Consider the following 20,314-nt stretch of genomic DNA (forward strand, 5'->3'; position numbering starts at 1 on the left):
GTAGGGAGACAGGCACGTGACGACTGCCGCAATACAGGGTGCGGATCGGCGGCTCGCCATCGAGGAGGCCGCGGCCAAGGTCATCTCCGACCCGGAGAACTCCAAGGTCGCCGCCGCGCTGCTGGCCGAGGAGATCGCCGACGAGGCCGCCGCCCACGGGGTGCGCACCTTCGCCGAGTCGGTCGCCGCCACCCACGCGGTGGGGCTGGTGTCCGACGAGCTGGCCGCGTTCGTGTCCGCCCACGCGGCCGAGCTCGACGCGCTGATCGACGAGAGCGCCGACGACCGATTCGAATACTTCGGCATGCGCACGGTCTACGACCGCTACCTGCTGCGCCACCCGGTGACCCGAGCCGTGCTGGAACGCCCGCAGCACTTCCTCCTGCGCGTGGCCGCCGGGCTCTCCGACACCGTCGAGGAGGCGGCGCGGCTCTACCGGCTCATGTCCACCCTGGCCTACCTGCCGAGCTCGCCCACGCTGTTCAACTCCGGCTCGCGCCGCCCGCAGCTCTCGTCCTGCTTCCTGCTCGACTCGCCCCGCGACGAGCTGGAGGCGATCTACGAGCGGTACGGCCAGGTGGCCCGCCTGTCCAAATACGCCGGAGGCATCGGCATCGCCTGGTCCCGGGTGCGTTCGCGCGGCAGCCTCATCAAAGGCACCAACGGCCACTCCAACGGCATCGTCCCGTGGCTGCGCACCCTCGACTCCTCGGTGGCCGCCGTCAACCAGGGCGGCCGGCGCAAGGGTGCCGCCTGCGTCTACCTGGAGCCGTGGCACGCCGACATCGAGGAGTTCCTCGAACTGCGCGACAACACCGGCGAGGAGGCGCGGCGCACCCACAACCTGAACCTCGCCAACTGGATCCCCGACGAGTTCATGAGGCGTGTCGAGGCCGACGGGGTGTGGTCGCTGTTCGACCCGAAGGAGGTGCCCGAACTCGTTGACCTGTGGGGTGAGCGGTTCGACGCCGCCTACGCCGAGGCAGAACGCGCCGGACGCTACGTCAAGCAGGTCCAGGCCCGCGCGCTCTACGCCCGCATGATGCGCACCCTCGCCCAGACCGGAAACGGCTGGATGACCTTCAAGGACGCCTCCAACCGCACCTCCAACCAGACGGCCCGCCCGGCGAACGTCATCCACCTGTCCAACCTGTGCACCGAGATCCTGGAGGTCACCAGCGACGGCGAGACCGCCGTCTGCAACCTCGGCTCGATCAACCTCGGGGCACACCTGTCGGGCTCCACCGCCCCGGGCGAGGAACTGGACTGGGCGCGGCTCCGCCGTACGGTCGCCACCGCGATCACCTTCCTCGACCGCACGATCGACCGCGGCTTCTACCCGACGCCGCAGGCGCAGGCCGCCAACCGGCGCTGGCGGCCCGTCGGGCTCGGCGTGATGGGCCTGGCCGACGTGTTCTTCGCGCTGCGCCTGCCGTTCGACAGCGCCGAGGCGCTGCGGCTGTCCACCCGGATCGCCGAGGAGATCGCCCTCGCCGCCTACCAGACCTCGGCCGAGCTCGCCCGCCGCCTCGGCGTCCACCCGTCCTACGCCGAGACCCGCGCCGCCGACGGCACACTGCACCTCGACCACTTCCCGGCCTCCCCGCTGCACACCGCCGAATGGGAGCGGCTCCGGGCCACGGTCGCCGAGACCGGCCTGCGCAACTCCCTGATGATCGCGATCGCGCCGACGGCCACCATCGCCTCCATCGCCGGCTGCTACGAATGCGTCGAGCCGCAGGTGTCCAACGTGTTCAAGCGCGAAACCCTGTCCGGTGAGTTCCTCCAGGTCAACCGCTACCTCGTCGCCGACCTCACCCGGCTCGGCCTGTGGACGCCGCAGGTGCGGGACGCCATTAAACGGGCCGACGGCTCGGTGCAGGACATCCCCGAGATCCCCGCCGAGCTCAAGACGCTCTACCGCACCGCCTGGGAACTGCCCCAGAAGGCGCTGATCGACCTGGCCGCCGCGCGCCAGCCGTACATCGACCAGTCGCAGTCGCTGAACCTGTTCATGGCGACCCCGACCATCGGGAAACTGTCCTCGATGTACGCCTACGCCTGGCGGCAGGGCCTCAAGACCACGTACTACCTGCGTTCGCGCCCGGCCACCCGGATCGCCCAGACCACGGTCGCGGCCACGGCCGACACCCAGGAGGCCGAGGCGGTCTCCTGCTCCCTGGAAAACCCCGAGATCTGCGAGGCGTGCCAGTAATGCTGCTCGACCCCGGCATGGACCTGACCCTGCGTCCCATGCGCTACCCCGACTTCTACGAACGCTACCGCGCGGCCATCCGCAACACCTGGACCGTCGAAGAGGTCGACCTGCACAGCGACCTCGCCGACCTCGCCGCGATGACCCCGCAGGAACGGCACCTGATCAACCGGCTCGTGGCGTTCTTCGCCACCGGCGACTCCATCGTCGCCAACAACCTCGTGCTCAACCTCTACCAGCACGTCAACGCCCCCGAAGCGCGGCTCTACCTGTCGCGGCAGCTCTTCGAGGAAGCCGTCCACGTGCAGTTCTACCTGACGCTGCTCGACACCTACCTGCCCGACCACGACGAACGCGTCAAGGCGTTCGCCGCGGTCGAGCACATCCCGTCGATCCGCGACAAGGCGGAGTTCTGCTTCACATACATCGACTCCCTCGGCGGGCTCGACCGGCTCAACGACGCCGACGACCGGCGGGCGTTCCTGCTCAACCTCATCTGCTTCGCCGCCTGCATCGAAGGGCTGTTCTTCTACGGGGCCTTCGCCTACGTCTACTGGTTCCGCTCCCGCGGCCTGCTCAGCGGCCTGGCGACCGGGACCAACTGGGTGTTCCGCGACGAGTCCATGCACATGGAGTTCGCCTTCAGCGTCGTCGACACCGTGCGCGCCGAAGAGCCCGAGCTGTTCGACGGCGAACTGACCAAGAAGGTCACCACCATGATGGAGGACGCCGTCGCCGCCGAACTCGCCTTCGCCCGCGACCTGTGCGGCGACGGGCTGTTCGGCATGAGCGTCGACCAGATGGGCGACTACCTGCGATACGTCGCCGACCAGCGCCTGCGCCGCCTCGGCATGCCCATCCGGTACGGCACCGCCAACCCGTTCGCCTTCATGGAACTCCAAGACGTTCAGGAACTGGCCAACTTCTTCGAACGCCGCGTCTCCGCCTACCAGGTGGCCGTCGAAGGCAACGTCTCCTTCGACGAATCCTTCTGACCCCGCACCACCCTCACCGTCCCCGCGGGCCGGAGTCGATGCGCCGACCCGCGGGGGACGACCGATTCGCGACTCACGAAGCCGACGTTCCCATGGGGAGAGCCAGACGGTCTCGCAGCTCCTCGGCTTCGTCGAGTCCAGGTGCGAGATCGAGCACATCCAGGGCTGTTCGGCGGATGTAAGGGCTGGAAGTGTAGGTCTCCATGGCGTTGACGACTTCCAACGCCTGGGCCAGTCCGCTACGGGCGTCGCCTTTGCGTACTTCCACATACGCAAGTTGTAGTTTCGCCTCCGCGATCTGGACAGCAAGTCGCCCGCGGCCTTGAGCCTGGGGCAACTCGCTGATCAAGTCGTTGACGGCCTTGTCGGCATCCGGGTGCCCCAGTCGTATGAACGTGGACGACGCCATTTGGGTGTGCCGTACCTCGGGCCACCCGTCGAGCAGGATCGGGTTCGCGCGGGTCTCGGCAGGCAGTCGAGATAGCGCCCGCTTCTGCTCATCGAGCTGAGCAAGGGCGGCGTCGGCGTCACCGGCCGAAGCCTTGAGCTGCGCCAATGTCCCGAATGCCTCTGCCGCCGCGGGCAGCGCCCTCCCCTGGGCGGCGCGGAGAGCGGCCTCCGCGTGGCTGGCAATAAGCCGGTCGTTTCTTTCGGCGATGGCCTGGTTCGCCTGGTAGGCGTGTGCGGCGGAGATCAGCGTGGCGTCCCCGGTCCGTTCGGCGGCGCGGCAGGCGGTGTTCCACCAGCGCCGCACCTCGGGTGTCCGGCCGACGCAGTACCCGAGTGTGTAGGCGAGGAGGAATGTCAGCCGCGCGTTCACCCGGGCCCAGCCGAGCGCCTCGCCGGGTGGGGCTTTGTCGGCCAGTGCCTGCGTGGCCAGAAGGTCGAGGGCGATCGTCGCCGCCAGAGTGGGGAGTTCCGCTGCCGTGGCGTAGCCCGCGGCGGTCTCCCACACGCGTTCTTCCCAGTCGGGCAGACTGCTGGTGCCGAGCCGGGCATCCACCAGCTCGCGAAGAGAGGCGAACCCGTCACCGCCAAGGACGGTTCCGGCGGCGATGGCGGCGGCTCCCGTCAGAATTCCGCGTCGTATTTGGTCCATGCCATCAGCATTCCCTACTGCGGCTATCGCTGATATGCCGCCATCGTCACTCTTATTTGCCGTTCTACCGATTGCAAGCCAGGCGGCGCGGATTGTCCCCTGTGCACTGAAGAGCTTTTCCAGCGGTTCAACGCTGTCGGCGGGAAGCCTCCGGGCCCCGCCTTCGACCTTGCTGATCAAGCTGCCGCTCATATGGCACTGCTCACCGACCTGCGCCAACGTCATGCCGTTGGCTTTGCGCAACGCCCTGAGCTGGGCACCTAGAAGATCCCAGAGGGCTTGCTCAGTCGGACCGGCACCTGGAATTCCAGCCATGAAACCTCTCGTGGACACGGTGGACAGATGCGGCTGTCCAAGCCACCGGCCTTCTGCCGGGATGGGTTCAGCACGCATCATTGCCTAGCGGATAAGCGGCACCGCTCACGATTATGGCCCCACAAGCGGGCAGCGGATAGTCGCCGAAAAAACAAGCCAGGAAAAGCCGGCCCGCACGGTGAGTGGCGTCATCGAGCGGGCTCCTAATCGGACGACCGGAGGCCCGACCCGATGACGCAGATAATGGCCCGCCAAGGTATTACGCACGTCCGCCCCCGACCGGCGCAGGACAATCCATTGCCCACAAGCCTGAACGACGCTCTGGGGCAGATCCGAGGGCCCGGCCTGCACGTGCAGGTCGCACACGGACTCCTGCGCCGCATCGCCCAAGGCGCTCACCCGCCCGGCTCGTTCCTACCGTCCGAACACGCCCTCACCGCCAGGTTCCACTGCTCACGCCTCACCGTACGGCGTGCCCTGCAGGCCCTGGCCGAACTCGGCATCGTGGCCGTCGTACCTCACAAAGGCTGGAGACTGCGCTCCCAGGACCCTGCGGAATCCCCCCGTGACTACCGCTACCAGCTCGTCGCCGCCGAGATACGCAGGAAGATCACCACAGGCCGCTACCCCATCGGTGCGCTCGTCCCCGGCGAAATCGACCTCGCCCGCCTCCACCACTGCAGCCGGGCCACAGTCCGCAAAGCACTGGCCATGCTGGAGGACGAAGGCCTTCTCGTCTGCCTGAAGAGCACCGGCCGCAGGGTCACCGGCGACAGCCCTGCGGGACAAGACGGAACCACCCCCACCACCGGCGCTCGGCCCCGCCGCGTACTGGAACCGACCCCTCGGCGTCCCGGACCAAGGCCAGGCACGCGGAGCGCCGCCGCGGCTTCTGCCGTACAAGAACGCGTGCATTCGCGGGGAAGGCCGGAAGGCCGGGTGTCACGCGGGACACTAGGACGCGGCGGGGACCACGATGCAGCTCACGAGCTGTGCGATCTGAAGCGGGCGTGACCGGTCGCGTGAGAGCTCGTAATACGATCACATCTACTTCTTCGTGAGTCGCCGCCAGAAAATGAGACCGCACGCCAAGGAGACGAAGGTGTCGGGTACTGGGGCTGGCCCGGGGACTTGCCCGGCTAAAGGGGCAGCAGATGTTCGATCAGGCCCTATAGTTTCCTCGTCCACGAACCATGGTCAGTTGGTCACACATTTATAACGAGCAACTCTCTGGGTTTATCACGCCTTGAGTTGGAACGTTTACAAGACTTTGTTCCCAGTTTCACGTAGGTGGGCTGGCATGAGCATGGAGCCGCCGCCTGGTGCCGCATCGAGGCTGACCAGGCGGCGGCTGCGATCTCTAAATTTCTAGGAGCTAACTCCTATTTGAGATCGTCTGCCAGGAGATGCCTTTCACTTTCATCGTCAAAGTGATAGTACGCATCTGCCGGAAGGTACTGGGCTACTGCTTTCGATATCTCGACCATGAGTCGTGGCGCGGCACTGTCTTCGAATATCTCTATATCAATGTTGCCTCCGCGTTCACCGCTTCCGGCTCCGGTAACCTCGCCTTGATCGCCGAGTACGTCTTCTACGACATACTCGATCTCTATGCGAGATATGTGGTGCTCGCCCCTCCAGTAGAGGAAGGCGTCCATACCCTACCTTTTCCTTGAGAATACTTCGAGGAAGAATGCATCAAGCTTTGCGATCGAATTTTTCCTGCGTTTCGGTCGATCAAAGCTTATTGCTTGGTCTATGTTCCTTAGCTTGGCTCCCCCTTCGCGATAAGCCTCCATGTAGAATTGCTCTGCTCCAGCCATGGCATATCTGGACATTAGCACATCTATAATCTCGGGTTCGGAGTCTCCCTGCGATGGGAAGTAACTGTGGTGTCCTTCCTTTCGCTTTGTGAAGCGTGCTTTGAGCACCTGCTCGGGAGTGTCTACCCCGCTGGCTTTTCCCACATAAACTACGCGATTCTTATTTTTGATCACGTAGATGATATAGCTTCTGCCGTTGGCTGCACTCGGTTTTTTTAGGTTAAGGTTCTTTCCCGGGGAGACGCCGAACCGTTTGAACGTCGACATGTGCGCCGATCCGCGGCGGTCGCTGCCCATGAGTTTCTCGTAGTCATGTCTTGCCCACACGCCATCGAAATAGAAGTTGATCGCTCGTTTTCCGCACCCTGTCTCGCCGAATCCTATCTCTTCACAGATGGAGATGGCGAGAAAGAGCTCTTGCTGCGTTCGCAGGCGATTGTTGTGCAGAGAGCCGCCGGTTAGGTGTTCACTCAGATGGCGAGAGATTTTAGCTTGCCACTTCTTCTGGGACTGCTTTCGAATGTTTTCATTCGGAAGTTTTCCTAGGCTTGCTTCAATGGCACTCGCTGAGCAATCGCAACTCTCCCCTTCGGTGCCCTTATCTGGAGCGAGGCCCCCAGGGTCGGAGAGCCCGATTGGGTTATTGCCTGCATACCCATAGGGGTTCATCCATTGGGGCTCATCCAACGGCAGAAGTGGATCCGTGGAGATGAACTTTCCGATACTGGGATCGTAATATCTTGCGGATAGATAAGACAATCCGATGGAATCGTCTTCGATCTTCCCGAGAAATCCTCTATCTGTGAACGGTAGATCGTCGCCACCTCGGCGCTTTCCGAAGGGGAGGTAGCGCTCTCGTGACACCGCTCCGGTAGTGTCGTCAATGGAAAGGACAGTTGACCCATTCAGGCCTGAGGCCAGCCATTTGATCCCGCCAGGACTTCTCATGGCCACGGATGTCCCATCGGGACCGGAGTAATATCTGGTACCGGTTACCGTGTTTCCTGAGAGTTTTAGCTCCATAGCGCCCAGGTAAAGGGTGGTGGTGCCATCTGGGCTACGCCGGATAATGCGTTCTCCGTCTGCGTCGTAGACCATGGAAGTGCTCTGACCAGCCGTGGTCACTTTCGCGGGGAGTGCGGGGGAGCGCAGATCATGGGGGGCTTGGGGGGCGGAGGACGCGGGCGGTGCCGGCTATGAGGGCGGTGGCGAGGATCCAGTCGGAGGCGATGAGGGTCCAGGCGAGCCATCGGGTCCAGCCGGCGGGGTCCCAGGCGGCGCGTTGTTCGAAGACGCTGACGGGGACGAGGAGGTCGAGGGTGTAGACGAAGGAGTTGAAGGTGCGCCGGTGGTCGGGGTCGATCTGGGTGGGGGGTTCGAGGCCGAAGACGATGGTGCCGGTGGTGAGGAGGACGGCGGCCCAGAGGGCGGCCTGCCAGGGGCGGTAGCCGTACCCGACGATGGCGTCGAGGAGTCGGCCCCAGGCGCGACCGGTGGGGCGCAGGGTGGTGCGGTGTTCGCGCTGTTTGGCCAGCATGACGCGGCGGGCGTCGGGTTCGTGGCCGATGCGGCGGTACCACGTGGCGAGCTGTTCGTAGGGCTGGGGGCGGTAGCCGTCGGGGTCGCGGGAGACCCAGTCGAGGCGTTGGGCGACGGTCCAGTCGCCGCGGAGGGAGTCGTAGGTGGTGCCGTTGAGGTGGACCTTGCCGGCGTAGCCGGTCGGGTGGTCGAGTAGGACGCCGATGCGGGAGTAGCCGAGGGTGATCTCGCCTTTGGTGGAGGCGGTCGTGAGGATCAGCTCGTCGACCTGCATGTGGCTGAGGTGGAGTACGCGCCCTTCGGCGCTGAGGTGGGCCTTGTCGAAGGACAGCACGCCGCCGATGTGGGCGCCGCGCAGGCGGATGCCGCCTTCGGAGGTGAAGCCGGCGCTGAATTCGGCGGCTCTGGCGGTGAGGAAGTCGCCGAGGAGGGCGAGGCCGCCGGTGGCGGTGATCGTGGACCGCTGGAGGTAGAGGCCGCCGACGAAGGTTCCTCCGATGAGCCGCAGGCCGCCTTCGGCGCGCAGGTCGCGCATGAATGTGCCGCCGTCCACGGTCAGCCCGCCGGCCCATACGGCCCACTTGTGCTGGTCGTAGCCGCGTTCTGCCAGGTCGGCCTTGGTGTAGGGGTGACCGGTGTCCTCGAAGGGGCGCTCGTTGATCTGCGAGTACGGCGGAGGCGCCGAGATGTGGGCCCGGGACATGCGGAATTGGCCGGTGATGTGGGCGTTGTCCAGCCGGATGCCGGCCCGCACGCGGGTGCCGTCCAGTTCGAAGACCCCGTTGATGTGGGCGCGTCCGGCGCGGATGCGGTGGATGTCGCAGCCGCGTAGCCGGATGCCTTTGGCGGAGGCGTCGGTGAGGTGGACGGCGCCGGGGATGTAGCAGGTGAGGAGGTTGAGTTTGTCGGAGATCTCGGCGTCGGAGAGGGTGAGGTCGCCCACGATGCGGGCGCCCGCCAGGCGCACGCCGGGGATCTTTCCGGGTTCGGGCTCGCGTGCCCCGGTCAGCAGTGCCGCGATCAGCTCGGCTCTGATCTCGCGGTCGGCGTCCCAGTTCGCGCCGTCCGCGGGGAGGTTGTCGTCGGGGTCTTCGGCGCGCAGGTCGACCCAGGTGCCCGAGGGGTACGCGTCCCAGACTCGCCGCTCGGCCGGACTCATCCTCCGAAATAACCGCGATCTTCGCACAGCTGGACTTTACTCAACGGCCCCGGTCGCTGGTGGCCTGACCGCCGTCGGACACAATGTTCGGATGTTCCAGCAGATCGCCCCCGGGTTCGACCTCGCACTCGACCGTGACGCCGCCGTCGCGACGCTCCGGCTCAACCGTCCGGAGAAGCGCAACGCCATCACCGCCCAGATGTGGCGCGATCTGCCCGGCATCCTGGGGCGGCTTGCCGAGGACCCCACCGTACGGGTTCTGATCCTCACCGGCGCGGGCGGCACGTTCTGCGCGGGGGCCGACATCTCCGAGATCGTTGCCCTCGGCGACGGGGGTGACGACACCGGCGCCACCGTGGCGGCGGAGAGTGCGCTGCTGGAGTTCCCCAAGCCCTCCATCGCGATGATCGAGGGTTACTGCGTGGGCGGCGGATGCCAGCTCGCCCTGGCCTGCGACCTGCGCATCGCCTCGGACAGCGCCCGTTTCGGGATCACGCCCGCCAAGCTGGGGATCGTCTACCCCCACTCCTCGACGCACCGGCTGGTCCGCCAGGTCGGCCCGTCGGCCGCCAAGCTCCTGCTCTTCTCCGCGGACCTGGTCGACGCCTCGTGGGCGCTGCGTGTCGGGCTTGTCGACGAGACCGCGGTCCCCGAGGACCTCACGGCCCGTGTCCACGCCCTCGCCGGCGCGATGGTCGGCCGTTCGCAGCTCACGCTGGCCGCGACCAAGGAGGTCATCGACGGTAGGGCGGACGACGCCCGTTTCCGGGAGTGGCAGAAGCGCTCCCGCGAGAGCGGTGAGCTCGCCGAGGGTGTCGCCGCTTTCCTCGAACGGCGCCCGCCGTCTTTCATCTGGACCCCGGGCACCTGAGACCCGGGCACCTGAGACCCGGACGGCGGCCGACCGGAACCCGGGGACGGAAGGTAAAGGGATCTTGCCCTTAGCGCCTGCCGGGGCGAGGTTTTCTGGGGTCTTCGGTGGTGTAATCGGGACAATATTGCTCCTTGCTTGGTGGATATGGGCGAATCTTCCGTGCCACCGTGAAAGCGAGGAGATGATGTGTTGTGCGAGAGACAACGCCGCTCTACCTACAGGGTCTCTTCGCTCCCGTGGACGATGAGATCGACGCCTACGACCTGCCGGTGATCGGTGAGCTGCCGCGGGAGCTCAACGGGCGGTACATGCGCAACGGTCCGAATCCCGAGCCCGGCCAGGACACCGGCAGCTGGGTCACCGGACCCGGGATGGTGCACTCGATCCGGCTGAGGGGTGGGAAGGCCGAGTGGTATCACAACCGCTGGGTGAGGACCACCCTGTTCAATGACGACGCACCGTATATCAGGAACGACTACTCGATCGACTACGCCGCCGTGCCCGCGAACACGCACATCGTGCCGTGCCACGGCAAGGTCTTCGCGCTGTTCGAGTCGGGCATGCCGTACGAGATGACGGTGGACCTGGAGACCATCGGCCCGTTCAACTTCGGCGGCATGCTGAAGACGGGGATGACCGCGCATCCCAAGCACGACGCCGTGACGGGGGAGCTGCACTTCTACCACTACGGCTTCAGGCGGCCCTACCTCATCTACTACCGCTTGTCCACCGAGGGCGAGCTGGTGGAGAGCCGGGAGATCGAGGTGCCGGGACCGAGTATGAAGCACGACTTCGCCGTCACCTCCGGCCATGTCATCTTCCTGGACCTGCCCGTCGTGTTCAGCGCCGCGCGCGCCGACGACGGCCTGCCGTACGGCTGGGACGACGACTACGGCGCGCGGATCGGGATCATGCCGATGCGGGAGGGCGCGCCGGTCACCTGGTACGACATCGACCCCTGCTTCATCTTCCACACCGCCAACGCCCACGAGGACGCTTCCGGGCGGATCGTGCTCGACGCCGTCCGCTACTCGCCTTCCGCGTTCCACTCACTCTGGTCGCAGCTCCAGGGGGGAGAGCCGGTGAACGCCGCAGGGCTGTTCGGGCAGGGCCATCTGCACCGCTATGTCATCGACCTGGCGGAAGGCGTGAGCGAGGAGCAGCTGGACGGTCTCGACATCGAGTTCCCGACCTTCAACGAGGAGCGGGTGGGCGACGCGAACCGCTATCTCTACGCGGTTTCAACCGACGGAATCGTGAAATACGACCACAGGGAGGGGACGGCCGAGTTCTACAAGGTCGGCCACGACCGGCTGCCCGGCGAGGCGGTGTTCGTCCAGGCGCGCGGGCGGCGCGGAGAGGACGAAGGCTGGTTGATCTCCCTCGTGACCGGTGGCGAGGGGGCGCCGTCGGAGCTTCTGGTCCTCGACGCCAGAGATCTCAGCCATGTCGCCTCCGTACGGCTGCCGCGCCGCGTCCCGGTCGGGCTCCACGGGTCGTGGGTGCCGGAGGAGCAGGACATGAACCGGGCGTGAGCCCTGACCAGCGGGGCCGGGGCCGTACGCGCCGAGCGCACGGCCCCGGCCCATGACCGGCCGCGGGTGGTCGGCACGCGATCGGGGGCCCTCAGGGTTTGACGACGGCGTTCTTCCCGATGACGGTGATGCCCCCGGCGGTCACGGAGAAGCGCTTCCTGTCGGCGTCGAGGTCGTAGCCGATGCTGGCGCCGTCGGGGACGATGACGTTCTTGTCGATGATGGCGCGCCGGATCCGCGCCCCTCGCCCCACCTTGACGCCGTCCATGATGACCGAGTCCTCGACCAGGGAGTGCGAGTGCAGGACGGTCCGGGGTGAGATGACCGACCGTACGGCGGTGCCCCCGGAAATGATGGCGCCGGGGGAGACCAGCGAGTCCAGGGCGTGCCCGACGCGGTCGCCGCTGTTGTGCACGAACTTGGCCGGCGGCAGCGGATCACGCCCGGTGTAGATGGGCCAGTGCTCGTTGTAGAGGTTGAACACGGGGTGGACGGAGATCAGGTCCATGTGCGCCTCGTAGTAGGCGTCGAGCGTCCCGACGTCGCGCCAGTAGCCGCGGTCGCGGTCGGTCGAACCCGGCACCGCGTTGTGCGCGAAGTCGTAGACCTCCGCACGTCCCTCCTTGACCAGCATCGGGATGATGTTCCCGCCGAGGTCGTGCCTGCTCGACGGGTTGAGCGCGTCCTCGTGCACCGCGTCGATCATGGCCTGGGTGCGGAAGACGTAGTTGCCCATCGAGGCGTACACCTGGTCGGGCGCGTCGGGAAGGCCGACGGCGTCGGTGGGCTTCTCGCGGAACGCGGCGATACGCCGCCCGCTCGGATCGGTCTCGATCACCCCGAACTGGTCGGCCAGCGAGAGCGGCTGCCGGATCGCCGCCACGGTCACATCGGAGCCGGACTCCACGTGCTGCTGGACCATCTGCCGCGGGTCCATGCGGTAGATGTGGTCGGCGCCGAAGACGATGACGTGTTCGGGCATCTCATCGTGGATCAGGTTGAAGTTCTGGAAGAGCGCGTCGGCCGACCCGGCGAACCAGTGGGGGCCGAGGCGCTGCTGGGCTGGCACCGGGGTCACGTAGTTGCCGAGCATGGCCGAGAGCCGCCACGTGCGGGAGATGTGCCGGTCGAGGCTGTGGCTCTTGTACTGCGTGAGCACCACGATCTTGAGGTAGCCCCCGTTGGCCAGGTTGGACAGGACGAAGTCCACCAACCTGTACATTCCCCCGAACGGCACAGCCGGTTTGGCCCGGTCCGCGGTCAGGGGCATGAGCCTTTTGCCTTCGCCTCCGGCGAGCACGATCGCGAGCACTCTGGGGGTCGTCATAAGTCAGGACGTTACCCTTCTAAACCCCCAAAATCACCCTGGCCGAACACCCCGCGGAACGCGCCCGGCGCGTTAAGGTCGGACCCGTGCGAGTCGATCTCCTGAGCCGCGAATATCCGCCGGACGTCTACGGCGGAGCCGGCGTCCACGTGGAATACCTGGCCCGAGAACTGCGCGGCCTGGCCGACGTGCGCGTCCACTGCTTCGGCGGGCCCCGCCCGGAACCCGGAGTGCTGGCCTACCCCGTGCCCGGCGAGCTGGAGGCGGCCAACGCCGCACTCCAGGTGCTCGGGGTGGACGTGGCCATGGCCGCCGGATGCCGGGGGGCCGACGTCGTGCACAGCCACACCTGGTATGCGAACTTCGCCGGACACATCGCCAAACTGCTGTACGGCGTGCCGCACGTCGTGACAACCCACAGCCTGGAGCCGCTGCGGCCGTGGAAGGCCGAGCAGCTCGGCGGGGGATACGCCGTGTCGTCGTGGGCCGAGCGCACCGCCCTCGCCGCGGCCGACGCCATCGTGGCGGTGTCGGACGGGATGCGGAGCGACGTGCTGGCCGCCTATCCGGAGATCCCGCCCGACAGGGTGTCGGTGATCCACAACGGGATCGACACCGACGAATACGCCCCCGACCTCGGGGACGGCTTCCTGATCGGGCACGGCATCGACCCGGCGGTGCCGTACGTCGTGTTCGTCGGGCGCATCACGCGGCAGAAGGGGCTGGTGCACCTGCTCCACGCGGCGAGGTCCTTCCCGCGCGACACCCAGCTCGTGCTGTGTGCGGGGGCGCCCGACACCGCCGAGCTGCAGGAGGAGGTCACGGCGCTGGTGGAGGGGCTGGCCGCGAGCCGGCCCGGCATCGTGTGGATCAGGGAGATGCTGCCGAGGCTCGAGGTGATCCAGATCCTCAGCCGGGCCGCGGTGTTCGTCTGCCCGTCGGTCTACGAGCCCATGGGCATCGTGAACCTGGAGGCCATGGCCTGCGCGACGGCCGTCGTCGCCACCGCCACGGGCGGCATCCCCGAGGTCGTCGCCGACGGTGAGACGGGCCTGCTGGTGCCGATCGACCAGGCGGAGGACGGCACGCCCCACGACCCGGAGCGTTTCGCCGCCGACCTCGCCGAGCGGGTCAACGCGCTGCTGGCCGACCCCGCACGGGCCGCCGCGATGGGCGCCGCCGGCCGTGTGCGCGCGGTCGAGCACTTCTCGTGGGCGAAGGTCGCCGAGCGCACACTCCGGCTTTACGCCACGCTCCGCTGAGCGGCATCCGCGGGTGCGGGGTCCGCGGGTGCGGGTCAGCGGCGTTCGAGCACCACGACGGGGATCTTCCGTGCGGTCTTCCGCGCGTATTCGTCGTAGGGCGGCCAGGTGGCGGTCATGAGTTTCCAGAGCTCGGGCCGTTCGGCGTCGGTGGCGGCGCGGGCGCGGGCGGGGAAGACCTCGTCCCGCACCTGGACCTCGACGTCGGGGTCGGCCTCCAGGTTGAGATACCACAGCGGGTGCTTGACGTCGCCGCCGTTGGAGGCGATCACGACGAGGTCGTCGCCGTGGCGCTGGTAGATCAGTGGTGACGTGCGGGGCTCGCCGCTGCGGCGCCCCGTGGTGGTGAGCAGCAGGACGGTGGAGTCGTTCCAGTCGTGGCCTTCGGCTCCGCCGGTCTCGCGGTATCGCTTGACGTGCTCTTCTCCGAACAGCATCGTGTCGCCTTCCGATGTGGTGGAGCAGCCCCCGCCGCCCTGCGGCGGGAACCGCTCACTGGACAGATTCCGAACCTATCCCGCCCGGGTACGGCACGCCGTGAGGCGGGCCGCCCGGACCGCGGGGGCGATCAGTTGCTGCGGTATCTGTCCCACTCGGTGCGGATTGCGGAATGGATGATGGAATCGCGCCACCCGGTGGGGGTGGCGACGTGGTGGCGGAGGCGGCCTTCCTCCACCATCCCGGCGACCAGCATGGCGAGCTGCGCACCGGTGTTCGCGGGGGAGCGCGACCCCCACAGGCGGTGTAGCCCGAGTCTTCGGAAACCGAATTCGAGTATGAGCCGGAGCAGGTCGGTGCCCATCCCGCGCCCCCACTGGTCGGGGCGCAGACCGACGCCGATCTCTGCGCTGTGCGGGTATTCGGGGTCGATGAGGAGCCGTCCGACGCCGATGAGCCGGGCCGTGTCGTTGTCGATGACGGCGAGGAGGTAGCGGTGCCGCGGCCGAGCCGCCGCGGCCTCGACGGCCTTGGCGATGATCTCCTCGACTTCGTCGCGGGTGCGGGGGTTGAACGGCAGGTGCTGGGTGGCTGCGGGGTCGCCGTAGATGGCGAGCAGGGCGTCCACGTCGTCCGGGGTGACCTCGCGCAGCCTGAGCCGTACTCCGGAATAGTGAACGGAATGCATGCGACGACGCTAACGTCTCTTCTGTCCCAGGGCTAGCGATCTTTCCGTTTTATCAACTGAACGCGGATTTTTTACCCTCCTGGGTGTGCGACCGACCCGTCGCACACCCAGGACGCACTTAGGTGGAGGTGTCCGGATAGCCGTGCGCACGGGCCTTCTCCCGATAGCTCTCCACCAGCTCCGGGCGCGAGACCTCCGGCACCCAGACCGCCTCCGAGAAGCTCCATAGAAGGTGCGGATGACCGCCGAGGCAGACCGCCCCGTAGTCGCGCTCCGCGAGCGCGGCTGCCTCCTCCTCGGTGAGCTCGCACGCGAGGTTGGCGCGCCGCCGCCACGCGGCGGTGAATCCCGCAGGGTCCCGCACGTAGTACCCCCGGCACACAAGCATCGTCTTCACAGCCCAGCACCTCGTTGTCGCCCGAGTGCGAGGACGCTTCGACGCCACCCCCTCGAAGCCGTCGGCCCCCGCATCGCCATCGACATCACCGTCGAAGCACTTCCCGCCGGCACCCAACGCGTCGTCGCCTGACTCCCGGCCGGTTCCCCACCTCCCCGGGGGAACCGGCCTCCCCATCACGCCCCTGCGGCAGGGCTCCTGATCGTCACGCTGGATCAGCTCAAGGCGTCGGGCCTGCCGTACGAGACCCGTCATCCCCGTCGGGGATCGTCCGTACGGCAACGCCGGGGCCGTACGGGGGCTCCCTTCGAAGTGGGGCTCGGTCGACCGTGTGCAGGGAGAGGCCCGGCGGGAGGTGCCCCGCTCCTCAAGGGGGTCACCCGTCCCCCGATCGACCCTGGGTCCGTGGTGTGGGGGAGCCGAGGACTCCGGCGGTGAAGTCCGCCAACCGCGCCCGCATCCTTTCGCGCGGGATCCCCTCGTGTCCGGCCAGGTGTTCGACGAGGTCGGCCCGGGTGGCGGCGAGTAGCACGTGCGCGGTGAAGTCGCCGTCGGCCACGCCGGGGATCCGGCTCAGCATGGCTTGGAGCAGGCCGTGCCAGCGCGCGTAATGCTCCGTTCGGTAAGGGCTGCCGCTCCCGCTCTCCTCCAGGGCCAGCGCGAGGGGCCGGTTGTCGAGTTTGAAGCACAGCACGGCGTCGAGCAGTGCGGGCACACGCTGAAGCGGTGAAGTGGCGGGCCCCAGGGGTGGTGGACCCGCTTCCACGGCCTCCCTGAGCGGTTCGAACCGCGCCTCGTACAGCGCGCGCAGCAGCCCGGTGCGGTCGCCGAAGGCGCGGAAGAGCGTTCCTTTGCCGACGTCGGCCGCTGCCGCGATGTCGGCCATCGTGACGTCCTCGGGATTGTCGCAGCGGGCATAGAGGGCGTCGGCGGCCACGAGGACGGCCTTCCGGTTGCGGGCAGCGTCCTTGCGGGGCTTGCGCTCAGGCACGCGGTTCCTCCATTTGCGAAGCGGACCGAGGGTCCGTATCGTTGAATCGGACCCATGGTCCGGATTCTATGAGATGGAGGATACCCATGTACGCATCGACCTCCCCGGCGGACCTTTACCGCCACAGCCTGCGACTGCTGCTGGATAAGGACATTCCCGGCTGGGTCGGCCTGTGGGCCGATGAAGGCGTCATGGAGTTTCCCTTCGCCCCGCAGGGCTGGCCCGAGCGCGTCGAGGGCAGAGCGGCCATCGCCGCCTACATGCGCCACTATCCCGATCACATTGATCCGCACGATTTCCCCGACCTGCGGATCCACCAGACCACCGACCCGGAGACCATCGTGGTCGAGATGCGCGGCGTCGGCCGCCTGGTGGAGACCGACAGCCCCTACGACATGACCTACATCGCCGTCGTGACCGTTCAAAGCGGGCGCTTCACCTCCTACCGCGACTACTGGAACCCGCTCGCCGTCCTCGAACCCGGCGTCGACTTCATCAGGGGTGCCCGATGACCACCACCGGCACCACTCTGGTCATCGGCGCCACCGGCACCACCGGCAGCCGCACCGCCGCGCGGCTGACCGCCGCCGGCCACCGCGTCAAGGCGGGCAGCCGTTCCGCCGGCCCGGTCCCCGGCGCCGAGCCGGTCCGCTTCGATTGGTACGACTCCGCCACCCACGCCGCCGCCCTCGACGGTGTCGACCGCGTCTACCTCATACCGCCCCTGGGCGACCCCGACCCGGCGGCCGTCATGCTGCCCTTCCTGCAGCAGGCCCGCGTTGCCGGTGTGCGGCGTGCGGTGCTTCTCAGCTCCTCGGCCATAGCCGGGGGCGGCCCGGCGGTGGGCGCGGTGCACCAAGCCCTGCCCGGCCTGTTCGAGCAGTGGGCGGTGCTGCGGCCCTCGTGGTTCATGCAGAACTTCACCGGCACGCACGTCCACGCCGTCAGCATCCGTGAAGAGGGCGCCATTTTGACCGCGACCGGCAGCGGTCGTGTCGGCTTCGTCGACGCCGACGACATCGCCGCCGTCGCCGTCCACGCTCTGACAGAGGAGCGGGCCCCCGACACCGATCTCATCCTTACCGGGCCGGAAGCGCTGAGCTACGACGACATCGCCGCGATCACCACCGAGGTCTCCGGTCGGCCCGTCGTCCACCGCCGTCTGTCCTACGAGGAAATGCGCGACCGCCTCACGGCGCTGGCGGTGCCGCCGGAGTTCGCCGTGATACTGGCCGGCATGGACCGCGCCATCGCCGAGGGGGCCGAGGACCGCGTCACCGACACCGTCCAGCGCCTCACCGGCCGCCCTCCACGCACCTTCCGTTCCCTCCTCTACAAAGAGCTGCGGTGAAGCAGCCGACCGCCCCGAGGCGAGGCGTTTGCGGGGGAGGGGGCCGCAGGTGGCCAGTCCGTAGAGGGTGGGCGCGACGATGGCCGGGGCGCGTGGCCGGGGCGCGTGGCCGGGGCGGGCGGCCGTGCGTCAGGCCAAGGCTGCCAGTGACGGGTTTTCAGTGATGGGTTTGATACGCGATGTCCCGGCCGGCTATGCGCTTTCGCTCACATGCGGCATCGCCTCGCCGTGCACACGCCTGAGGTATTCCAGCGCATGCTCCGTGGCGGGATCGTGGTTCAGCCGTTCCCGGTAGAAGTGAAGCCGACGCTCGCAGTCGTCAATGATCTCGCTCCATGTTCGCGCCCAGATACGGACTCCACCGTCCCACTCCGCGATGCATCCCGGAGGACGGTTGGGAGCTGTCGCGTCTCGTCGGACGATGTCATCCATTTGTGTGGAGACAACCCAAAAGTCCCAGGAGACGTTCGCATCGTAAAACTGGGGGTCGTTCGCCACGGCTTGCGCGTAGCTCTTGATCTGGCCGACTTCGTCAAGGCCGATCTTCACCTTGGGGGCCTTGAGTTCCACGACGAGGTGTTCCCTGCCGCTGCTGCCTCGGTGCGCCCGTCCCAGCATGAGGTCGACGATGCCCTGTCGGCCGTCTTCTCGCAGGACGGGGGTTGAGGCGCCATTCTCGGGTTCGCGGCCCAAAGCCTTCAGGTGGCGCTCCAGCACGACGTTGAGGCTCTGGTCGCTGACCATCAGGGTGTACGTATCGCCGAACACCCACGTCTCCCGCTCCAAGATCTTGTGCAGTTCGCGACGCTCCTTGACCGTCCTGCTGATGTCGGGCTCGAAGACGAGCTTCTTCAGTGCGGCGATGAAGTCCAGCCGATCCGCGACCTGACCGGTCGCTCGGACAACATCCGACAGACTTGTTCGCTGCAGGAGTCTCTTCAGCTCTTCCTGTTCCGACTGCGGCAGGCGGAACAGCTCATCCAGGACGGGATACAGACCGCTTGGATCGTGAGAGATGATCTCCTTGAGGAGTCGGAGTGTCGTCTTGCGGCTCTGCTGCGACGCGGGCAGTCGACGCGCGATGGTGGTCGCGACCTCGTCGAACATGTGCCGTTCGACGGCCTGAGTCGGCTCTATGGGCTCTCCGTCGTAGGGATAGACCTCTTCCCGCTTCCATTCCTGGATCAGGCGCGCACGCCGCTCGCGATCGCGCTCACGGAAGTGCGCGCGAAGCTGCTCGCGCGCGGCCTCCAACAGGCCGCCGATCTCATCCATCTCCGCCATCGGCAGATCGCCCCGCCGTTCAACGAATCCGTCCCACAGCAGATAGGCGGTGAAGTGGTAGCCGGGTGCCTGGATTCCTGGCGAGATCTCGTCCAGTACGACACCGCCCGCATCGCAAAGGGCCAGCACCCTGCCAACATCCTTGGGCCACTCGACTATCCGCAGCACTGGGCGCGTCTCCGGGCCGACCTCCGGCCATGGCATGGGGTATTCCGCCTTGGCTGTCCAGACCGTAGCGGGATCAAGCAACTTGCCTTGATATGTGATGCTCACGTCTGGGTTGGCGGCAAGGAACGGCGCAAAGGTCGAAGCGAGCTGCTGTGCGGTGTCGTCCTGGGCCAGACGCGTCACAAAATCGGCGGGAGCCGATGCCTCGATCCGGGTGCCGGAGGGGGCCTCGACATGCTCCGGCTCGGAGATGTCGAAGTCGGCGGGGTGATCGAGTGCTCCGCTGATGGCGGTCCGTTCGATTCCGCCGTCGATGGCCTGCGCGACCGTCACCCAGCGCACCTGCTCGCCCAGTGCGAAAGCGCGCAGCCTGCCTTGCCCGCTCCGTCCGTGAAGGCCGCGTTTAAGTTCTGGTGAGACTTTTGCGGAGGTCTTCCAAGAGCCACCCAGGCCGCTGAAGTAACTCGGGCATGAGGCGTGCGCCATGCCGTGGCCGTCGTCGGTGATGCTGACCGATTCGATGCAGTTCAGGTCGTTCAGTTCGAGTTCGACGCTGATGTTGTGAGCCTCGGCATCAAGGGCGTTCCAGATCATCTCCGCGACTGCGCCCACCGGATCCCTCAGGCGGGCAAGCCGAAGAAGATGGTCGGGCTTGGCCTCGATATGAACCGTACGCACGATGTCACTATCCCAGATGACGTGCGGAATCATCCGCAGGAACTTTGAACGAGGGCATGGGGGGATGGCCGGGCACGGGGCCGCCAAGGGGCGGGGCAACGGACGGTCTACAGCCCGGGGTGCGTGGGGGATCGGGTTTCTGGTGAAGCGTCCTCGCGTGGACTACACCGTGGAGG

18 protein-coding genes and 1 pseudogene are annotated in these 20,314 nt (G+C 67.0%); 8 read left to right on the forward strand and 11 right to left on the reverse strand.

Annotation, left to right across the window (positions count from 1 at the left end):
• Positions 1-16 precede the first annotated feature (16 nt).
• Positions 17-2,215, forward strand: a complete 2,199-nt coding sequence (locus BLQ73_RS25970; protein WP_093174357.1) for a ribonucleoside-diphosphate reductase subunit alpha — start codon at positions 17-19, stop codon at positions 2,213-2,215.
• A complete protein-coding gene (locus BLQ73_RS25975) occupies positions 2,215-3,210 on the forward strand; it encodes a ribonucleotide-diphosphate reductase subunit beta (RefSeq protein WP_093174359.1) in 996 nt (331 codons plus the stop codon). The genes BLQ73_RS25970 and BLQ73_RS25975 overlap by 1 nt, the downstream gene beginning before the upstream one ends.
• Positions 3,211-3,283: 73 nt before the next feature.
• Here the strand turns inward: BLQ73_RS25975 and BLQ73_RS25980 are convergent, their stop codons facing one another.
• Positions 3,284-4,309 carry a hypothetical protein gene (locus tag BLQ73_RS25980; RefSeq protein WP_245691416.1) on the reverse strand — a complete coding sequence of 342 codons (1,026 nt, stop codon included), beginning with the start codon at positions 4,307-4,309 and terminating at the stop codon, positions 3,284-3,286.
• A 96-nt stretch (positions 4,310-4,405) separates the two neighbouring features.
• Positions 4,406-4,705, reverse strand: a pseudogene (locus BLQ73_RS35140) (helix-turn-helix domain-containing protein); the annotation flags it as partial.
• A gap of 216 nt (positions 4,706-4,921) precedes the next feature.
• Between BLQ73_RS35140 and BLQ73_RS25985 the strand changes: the two are divergent.
• Positions 4,922-5,638: a GntR family transcriptional regulator gene (locus BLQ73_RS25985; RefSeq protein ID WP_176955686.1), complete on the forward strand. Its 717-nt coding sequence runs from the start codon at positions 4,922-4,924 to the stop codon at positions 5,636-5,638.
• Positions 5,639-6,006: 368 nt separating this feature from the next.
• Here BLQ73_RS25985 and BLQ73_RS25990 read toward each other — a convergent pair whose 3' ends face one another.
• From BLQ73_RS25990 to BLQ73_RS26000, 3 genes are read right to left on the reverse strand one after another with little or no spacing between them, the layout of a single operon-like run.
• On the reverse strand, positions 6,007-6,282 hold the full coding sequence (locus BLQ73_RS25990) for a hypothetical protein (RefSeq protein WP_093174365.1): 276 nt from the start codon (positions 6,280-6,282) through the stop codon (positions 6,007-6,009).
• Positions 6,283-6,285: 3 nt separating this feature from the next.
• Entirely contained in the window at positions 6,286-7,545 is a 1,260-nt protein-coding gene (locus BLQ73_RS25995; RefSeq protein WP_143020442.1) for an RHS repeat domain-containing protein, read from the reverse strand.
• Between the two features lie 55 nt (positions 7,546-7,600).
• On the reverse strand, positions 7,601-9,145 hold the full coding sequence (locus tag BLQ73_RS26000; protein ID WP_093174369.1) for a hypothetical protein: 1,545 nt from the start codon (positions 9,143-9,145) through the stop codon (positions 7,601-7,603).
• Between the two features lie 91 nt (positions 9,146-9,236).
• Between BLQ73_RS26000 and BLQ73_RS26005 the strand changes: the two genes are divergently transcribed.
• Both BLQ73_RS26005 and BLQ73_RS26010 read left to right on the forward strand, forming a co-directional pair.
• Positions 9,237-10,016, forward strand: a complete 780-nt coding sequence (locus BLQ73_RS26005; RefSeq protein ID WP_093174371.1) for an enoyl-CoA hydratase/isomerase family protein — start codon at positions 9,237-9,239, stop codon at positions 10,014-10,016.
• 194 nt (positions 10,017-10,210) lie between these two features.
• Positions 10,211-11,554 (forward strand): carotenoid oxygenase family protein, encoded by a 1,344-nt coding sequence (locus BLQ73_RS26010; RefSeq protein ID WP_093174373.1) that lies wholly within the window; start codon positions 10,211-10,213, stop codon positions 11,552-11,554.
• 91 nt (positions 11,555-11,645) lie between these two features.
• Here BLQ73_RS26010 and glgC read toward each other — a convergent pair whose 3' ends face one another.
• The gene (gene glgC, locus BLQ73_RS26015) at positions 11,646-12,881 is read right to left on the reverse strand and encodes a glucose-1-phosphate adenylyltransferase (protein WP_093174375.1); all 1,236 of its coding nucleotides are present in this window, start codon (positions 12,879-12,881) and stop codon (positions 11,646-11,648) included.
• Between the two features lie 86 nt (positions 12,882-12,967).
• On the opposite strand from glgC, the gene glgA reads away from it, so the two are divergent.
• Positions 12,968-14,143, forward strand: coding sequence for a glycogen synthase (glgA, locus tag BLQ73_RS26020; protein ID WP_093174377.1), 1,176 nt, complete (start codon positions 12,968-12,970; stop codon positions 14,141-14,143).
• A gap of 35 nt (positions 14,144-14,178) precedes the next feature.
• On the opposite strand, the gene BLQ73_RS26025 is transcribed toward glgA, so the two are convergent.
• From BLQ73_RS26025 to BLQ73_RS26040, 4 genes are all read right to left on the reverse strand, one after another.
• Positions 14,179-14,580 carry a nitroreductase family deazaflavin-dependent oxidoreductase gene (locus BLQ73_RS26025; protein ID WP_093174379.1) on the reverse strand — a complete coding sequence of 134 codons (402 nt, stop codon included), beginning with the start codon at positions 14,578-14,580 and terminating at the stop codon, positions 14,179-14,181.
• A gap of 131 nt (positions 14,581-14,711) precedes the next feature.
• Complete coding sequence (locus tag BLQ73_RS26030; protein WP_093174381.1) at positions 14,712-15,269, reverse strand: GNAT family N-acetyltransferase; 558 nt, start codon at positions 15,267-15,269, stop codon at positions 14,712-14,714.
• A gap of 118 nt (positions 15,270-15,387) precedes the next feature.
• On the reverse strand, positions 15,388-15,666 hold the full coding sequence (locus BLQ73_RS31725; RefSeq protein WP_143020443.1) for a hypothetical protein: 279 nt from the start codon (positions 15,664-15,666) through the stop codon (positions 15,388-15,390).
• Positions 15,667-16,042: 376 nt separating this feature from the next.
• Complete coding sequence (locus BLQ73_RS26040) at positions 16,043-16,657, reverse strand: TetR/AcrR family transcriptional regulator (RefSeq protein ID WP_093174385.1); 615 nt, start codon at positions 16,655-16,657, stop codon at positions 16,043-16,045.
• A gap of 86 nt (positions 16,658-16,743) precedes the next feature.
• On the opposite strand from BLQ73_RS26040, the gene BLQ73_RS26045 reads away from it, so the two are divergent.
• Complete coding sequence (locus BLQ73_RS26045) at positions 16,744-17,169, forward strand: nuclear transport factor 2 family protein (protein ID WP_093174387.1); 426 nt, start codon at positions 16,744-16,746, stop codon at positions 17,167-17,169.
• Complete coding sequence (locus tag BLQ73_RS26050) at positions 17,166-18,008, forward strand: NAD(P)H-binding protein (RefSeq protein WP_093174389.1); 843 nt, start codon at positions 17,166-17,168, stop codon at positions 18,006-18,008. The genes BLQ73_RS26045 and BLQ73_RS26050 overlap by 4 nt, the downstream gene beginning before the upstream one ends.
• Before the next feature lie 192 nt (positions 18,009-18,200).
• Here BLQ73_RS26050 and BLQ73_RS26055 read toward each other — a convergent pair whose 3' ends face one another.
• On the reverse strand, positions 18,201-20,171 hold the full coding sequence (locus tag BLQ73_RS26055; protein WP_093174391.1) for an ATP-binding protein: 1,971 nt from the start codon (positions 20,169-20,171) through the stop codon (positions 18,201-18,203).
• Positions 20,172-20,314 lie beyond the last annotated feature (143 nt).

The organism is Sinosporangium album (genome assembly GCF_900100605.1).
Classification (GTDB): Bacteria; Actinomycetota; Actinomycetes; order Streptosporangiales; family Streptosporangiaceae; genus Sinosporangium; species Sinosporangium album.

Coding starts and splice junctions, on each gene's coding strand:
- BLQ73_RS25975 (WP_093174359.1), top strand. CDS start 2,215: ATGCTGCTCGACCCCGGCATGGACCTGACCCTGCGTCCCATGCGCTAC.
- BLQ73_RS25980 (WP_245691416.1), bottom strand. CDS start 4,309: ATGGACCAAATACGACGCGGAATTCTGACGGGAGCCGCCGCCATCGCC.
- BLQ73_RS25990 (WP_093174365.1), bottom strand. CDS start 6,282: ATGGACGCCTTCCTCTACTGGAGGGGCGAGCACCACATATCTCGCATA.
- BLQ73_RS25995 (WP_143020442.1), bottom strand. CDS start 7,545: ATGGTCTACGACGCAGACGGAGAACGCATTATCCGGCGTAGCCCAGAT.
- BLQ73_RS26000 (WP_093174369.1), bottom strand. CDS start 9,145: ATGAGTCCGGCCGAGCGGCGAGTCTGGGACGCGTACCCCTCGGGCACC.
- BLQ73_RS26005 (WP_093174371.1), top strand. CDS start 9,237: ATGTTCCAGCAGATCGCCCCCGGGTTCGACCTCGCACTCGACCGTGAC.
- glgC (WP_093174375.1), bottom strand. CDS start 12,881: ATGACGACCCCCAGAGTGCTCGCGATCGTGCTCGCCGGAGGCGAAGGC.
- BLQ73_RS26025 (WP_093174379.1), bottom strand. CDS start 14,580: ATGCTGTTCGGAGAAGAGCACGTCAAGCGATACCGCGAGACCGGCGGA.
- BLQ73_RS26030 (WP_093174381.1), bottom strand. CDS start 15,269: ATGCATTCCGTTCACTATTCCGGAGTACGGCTCAGGCTGCGCGAGGTC.
- BLQ73_RS26045 (WP_093174387.1), top strand. CDS start 16,744: ATGTACGCATCGACCTCCCCGGCGGACCTTTACCGCCACAGCCTGCGA.
- BLQ73_RS26050 (WP_093174389.1), top strand. CDS start 17,166: ATGACCACCACCGGCACCACTCTGGTCATCGGCGCCACCGGCACCACC.
- BLQ73_RS26055 (WP_093174391.1), bottom strand. CDS start 20,171: ATGATTCCGCACGTCATCTGGGATAGTGACATCGTGCGTACGGTTCAT.